6 protein-coding genes are annotated in these 4751 nt (G+C 71.9%); 3 read left to right on the top strand and 3 right to left on the bottom strand.

Annotated features, from left to right (window positions below):
• On the top strand, positions 1–173 hold a 173-nt coding region (locus N4P33_RS32920; protein WP_313904626.1), incomplete at its 5' end, for a PaaX family transcriptional regulator C-terminal domain-containing protein.
• Positions 174–254: 81 nt separating this feature from the next.
• Here the strand turns inward: N4P33_RS32920 and N4P33_RS32915 are convergent.
• Positions 255–1052 (bottom strand): pectate lyase, encoded by a 798-nt coding sequence (locus N4P33_RS32915; RefSeq protein ID WP_260830599.1) that lies wholly within the window; start codon positions 1050–1052, stop codon positions 255–257.
• 238 nt (positions 1053–1290) lie between these two features.
• Positions 1291–2370, bottom strand: a complete 1080-nt coding sequence (locus tag N4P33_RS32910; protein WP_260830598.1) for an NADH:flavin oxidoreductase/NADH oxidase — start codon at positions 2368–2370, stop codon at positions 1291–1293.
• Positions 2371–2522: 152 nt separating this feature from the next.
• Between N4P33_RS32910 and N4P33_RS32905 the strand changes: the two genes are divergently transcribed.
• Complete coding sequence (locus N4P33_RS32905) at positions 2523–2882, top strand: helix-turn-helix transcriptional regulator (protein ID WP_260830597.1); 360 nt, start codon at positions 2523–2525, stop codon at positions 2880–2882.
• A 32-nt stretch (positions 2883–2914) separates the two neighbouring features.
• On the opposite strand, the gene N4P33_RS32900 is transcribed toward N4P33_RS32905, so the two are convergent.
• The gene (locus N4P33_RS32900; protein WP_260830596.1) at positions 2915–4261 is read right to left on the bottom strand and encodes an FAD-dependent oxidoreductase; all 1347 of its coding nucleotides are present in this window, start codon (positions 4259–4261) and stop codon (positions 2915–2917) included.
• Positions 4262–4477: 216 nt separating this feature from the next.
• Here N4P33_RS32900 and N4P33_RS32895 point away from each other — a divergent pair.
• A partial coding sequence (locus N4P33_RS32895; protein WP_260830595.1) for a DUF6214 family protein occupies positions 4478–4751 on the top strand: 274 nt, incomplete at its 3' end.

The following is a 4751-nucleotide window of genomic DNA, read 5'->3' as shown; positions in this document are numbered from 1 at the left end:
ACCGGCTCACCGCCTTCGCGGCCGTCGTACGCCATCTCCTCGCCGACCCCGTGCTGCCGCCCGCCCTGCTGCCGGCCGACTGGCCGGGCGAGGCGCTGCGGGCCGCGTACGCCGACTACCAGCGGGAGCTGGCGGGCGAGGTGCACGCGCGCGTGGGAGGCGATCCGGGGTGAGAACGGCCGGACACGCGGACGGCCGTACGGGGCCCCGCGTGGGTGCCTCGTACGGCCGCCTGTGGGTCCGGTGCGTGCGGACTACCGGTAGGTGATGTCGGAGGCCGCGTACTTGCAGTACGTGCCGTCGGGGCCCGAGCCGTTGCTGTCGGGCTCGTCGCCGTCGTCGTTGCCGATGTACTTCTGGCACGGGACGATCTTCTTGCTGGTGTCCCCGACGATCGTGATGTTCCGCAGGGTGGCGCTGTCGCCGTAGTTGGTGTTGATGCCGGCGATCCTGCTGCCCTTCCAGGTCACCTCGATGGTGTTGAGGTTGATCGTCCGCTTGTACTGCGTGGAGCAGTTGCCGCAGGAGCGCACGAAGGTGCCGAAGTTCCGCACCGCGAAGTTCGACACGTTCAGCGTTCCGGCGCCGTTGAACTGGAACACCTTGTCGCCGGCCTCCTTGGCGCCGCCGCCGGTGACGGTGTAGACGGCTGACGACGACGTGCCCTTGAAGGTGGCGGCGTCCTCGCCGACGTCCTCCCACCACACGTTCTGCAGGGTGCAGGAGCCCTTGCAGTGGATGCCGTCGGCCGCGGGGGCGCCGAGGATGACGTTCTTCAGGACCGCGCCGTTCGCCAGTTCCAGGATCGGGCCCTGATCCTCGTCCTGGCCGCCCGAGCCCAGGTCTCCGGTGCCGTACAGGCGCTTCATCCCGTAGTCCTTGGTGCCGGAGATCGAGATGGTGGAGGAGACGCCCTCACTGCCGTTGGGGGTCGGCCAGGTGGCGGCGCCGGCCGGGGAGGCGCCGGTAGTCATGACCATGCCAATCGACAGGCCGAGGGTGGCGAGGGCGCCGGTGAAGGCTTTGGTGCGTGGTCGCGTCGCAGAAGTCATGTCCCGAATCCTTCTGTGTGGGGAGTTCCGGAGCTGAGTCACCTACATGAACGACGTTCTGTCTCTTGTTCGCCTCGCCATCACGCGACGAGGTCGGGTCATCCTGCTGAACGGAACGTACGGGGTAAGCGCTTTCTGGTCAACGGGTCACGCAGAAACGGAACCGCCCCGCAGGCCAGGAAGGCGTGCGGGGCGGTGCGGGACAGGGGCGGAATGCGGGACGCGGGATGCCCGAGGATCAGACGGAACGGTGGTACTGGTCCGGCACGTGGACCTCACCGCCCAGTTCCCGGGCCGCCTGGCGGGCCCACGAGGGGTTGCGCAGCAGCTCCCGGCCCAGGAGCACCGCGTCCGCCTCGCCGTTGGCTACGATCTTCTCGGCCTGCTCGGCCTCGGTGATCAGACCCACGGCCGCGACCGGCATGGGCGTCTCCTTGCGCACCCGGGCGGCGAAGGGGACCTGGTAACCGGGCTCGGTCCGGATGCGGACACGCGGGGCGTTGCCGCCGCTGGAGACGTCGAGCAGATCGACGCCGTGGGCGTGCAGGTCCCCGGCGAAGCGGACCGTGTCGTCCGCGGTCCAGCCTGCGCCCTCGAGCCACTCCGTGGCCGAGATGCGGAAGAACAGCGGCTTGTCGTCGGGCCACACCTCCCGTACGGCGTCGACGACTTCGAGGGCGAAACGCGTGCGGTTCTCGTACGAGCCGCCGTAGGTGTCGGTGCGGCGATTGGAGTGCGGGGAGAGGAACTCGTTGATCAGGTAGCCGTGCGCGCCGTGGATCTCCACGACCTCGAAGCCGGCGGCGAGCGCCCGGCGGGCCGCGTCCGCGAACTCGCCCACGATCCGCCTGATCTGGTCGACCGTCAGTTCGTCCGGGACGGGGTGGCCGTCATCGAAGGCGAGGGCGCTGGGCGCGACCGGCTGCCAGCCGTGGCCGTCCGCTCCGACGGGTGCGCCGCCCTTCCAGGGGCGCTCGGTCGACGCCTTGCGGCCGGCGTGCGCGAGCTGGATGGCGGGGACCGTGCCCTGCTCGGCGAGGAAGCGGGTGATCCGGCGGAACGCCTCGGTCTGGATGTCGTTCCAGAGGCCGAGGTCGTACGGCGAGATCCTGCCCTCCGGGGACACGGCGGTGGCCTCGACCACGATCAGTCCGGTGCCTCCGGCGGCCCGGGCGGCGTAGTGCGCGAAGTGCCAGTCGGTGGGGGCGCCCGTCTCAGGGCCCTCGGGGGCGGCCGAGTACTGGCACATCGGCGCCATCCACACGCGGTTGGGGATCGTCACATCGCGCAGGGTGCGAGGCTCGAACAGCGCGCTCACGGCGGGCTCCATTCGTCACGGGGGCCGGGGTCTGCTCGTACGATAGACCTCGTAGTACGAGGGTTGTCAAACTACGAGGGTCGTCGAACTAGGAGGAGTGAACGTACGAGGGTCGTCGTACGATGAAGGCCCCGGACCGATGTGGAGCCGCCGTGACGACCGCCGCCCCCGCCCCCAGCAGCCGCGATCTGCCGCACCCCGCGCGGGAGGAGATCCGCCTCGAGGGCGTGCTGCACGCGCTCTCCGATCCCATGCGGCTGCGGATCGTCCGTGAACTCGCCGCCCAGGACACGGAGCTGGCCTGCTCCGCCTTCGACGTCCCGGTCACCAAGTCCACCACCACGCACCACTTCCGCGTGCTGCGCGAGGCCGGCGTGATCCGGCAGATCTACCGGGGCACCGCCAAGATGAACGGCCTGCGCCGGGACGACCTGGACGACCGCTTCCCGGGCCTGCTCGACTGCCTGCTCGCGGCCGCGGCCCGCCAGGCGGCGAGGCTCGACGAGGACTGACCGGACGCTTTACGCCTGCGGTGCCGGCCCTCTCACGCCCCCGCCCGCCGCGCCGCCGCGAGCAGCGACTCCCAGTCGGGGAGCTTGACCACGGTGCGGCCCAGGGACGCGCCCAGGTCGGCCTCGGCGCGTTCGATCGCTCGCCATCCCGTCCACTCGACCGGCTCGACGCCCGCGGCGCGCAGCTCCTGCAGCGGGTCCCGGGGGACGTCCCGCCGCCGCAGCTCCGCGGCGTCCTCCAGCAGCGAGGTCACCGTCTCCTTCGCGCACGGACGGTTCGTGCCGATGACGCCGGTCGGGCCCCGCTTGATCCAGCCCGCCACGTACTCGCCCGGTGCGACAGCGCCCTCACGCAGTACCCGGCCCGCGCTGTGCGGCACCGTGCCGGTCGCGGCGTCGAACGGCAGTCCCTCCAGCGGCACTCCGCGATACCCCACCGACCGCAGCACCAACTGCGCCTCGATGTCCTCGAACCGGCCCGTCCCCGTCACGCCGCCGCTCCCGTCCGGCGCCGTCCGCTCGAAGCGCACCGCGCCCACCCTGCCGTCCCGCTCCAGCAGTTCGACCGGGCGGAGGAAGAAGCGCAGCACGATCCGCCGGCGGGCGTCCGGCGCGAGCGGCGCCGCGGCCCAGCCGCGCAGCACCTCCACGTTGCGGCGCTGGGCGGCGGGCAGGCCGGAGGGATCCAGGAACGCCGGGTCCAGCGCCAGCTCCCGCGGGTCCACCACGATTCCCGTGTCCGGCAGGGTGCCCAGCTCGCGCAGCTCCTTGGTGGTGAACCTGGCCTGGGACGGGCCGCGCCGCCCCACCATGTGGATGTCGGTCACCCGGCTCGCCGCGAGCGCGGTCAGGGCCGCGTGCGGCATGTCGGTGGGGCTCAGCTCCGCCACGCCGCGGGCCAGCATCCGGGTCACGTCCACCGCGACGTTGCCCACGCCGATCACCACGGCCGAGCGCGCCTCGCGCAGAAAACCGTCGTCGACGGCGTCCGGGTGGGCGCTGTACCAGGACACGAACTCGGTGGCCGACCAGCTGCCCGGCAGATCCTCGCCGGGGATGCCGAGGTGCCGGTCGGTGGCGGCGCCCACGCAGTACACCACCGCGTGGTACAGCTCCTTGAGCCGAGCGGTCGGCACCCCTCCGGGGCCCACCGGCACCCCGCCGAGGAAGCGCACCCGCTCGTGCTCCAGGACGGTGCGCAGGTTGTTCTGCAGGGACTTGATCTTCTCGTGGTCCGGTGCCACGCCGTAGCGGACCAGCCCGTACGGGCAGGGCAGCCGGTCCAGGACGTCGACGTACACGTCGGGGTCCTGCTGGACCAGGCTCTGGGCGGTGTAGCACCCGCTCGGGCCGGAACCTACGACGGCGACACGCAGCACGGCCGAACTCCTCACCCCGGGGGATCTTCAGGAGATCGCTGATGCCTCCAGCGCTGACGCCTCCAGCATCGCACCGACGGCGCTCCGCTGACAGGGTGCCGTGGGCCGCTCGGGGAGCGTGTTCGTTCGTATGGAAAGTGATCATGCGGTTACGTGGCGTGCGTGCCCGATGTGTCTGTTCCTCGACTTTCCGATCGCTGCCCGGGCGAGGGCGCGGTGTCCGTGTGGCCCGCGTGGGAGGTGCGGGAGGGGGAGTGTGCGACACGGTGGCTCCATGTGCGGCTCGCCTTCGCGGACGGGGCCCGGGTGGAGGCCCTCGCGGTGGTCACCGAGGGGAGTGTCCGCGTCGAGGAGGTGCGGGCCCGGCCGGCGCTGTCCCTGGAGGACCTTGCGGTCCTCACCGACTGGATCGAGGCGCCGCTGGCGCGCGCGTGCGGGGCCGGGCCCGGCCCCGGGGCGCACCGGGGGCGCCCCGGCCGGCTGAGCGGAC

This window comes from Streptomyces sp. 15-116A, from assembly GCF_025290915.1.
In the GTDB taxonomy this organism is placed as follows: Bacteria; Actinomycetota; Actinomycetes; order Streptomycetales; family Streptomycetaceae; genus Streptomyces.
The sequence above is the reverse complement of the archived record's forward strand: the minus strand, read 5'-3'. Positions and strand labels throughout refer to the sequence as shown.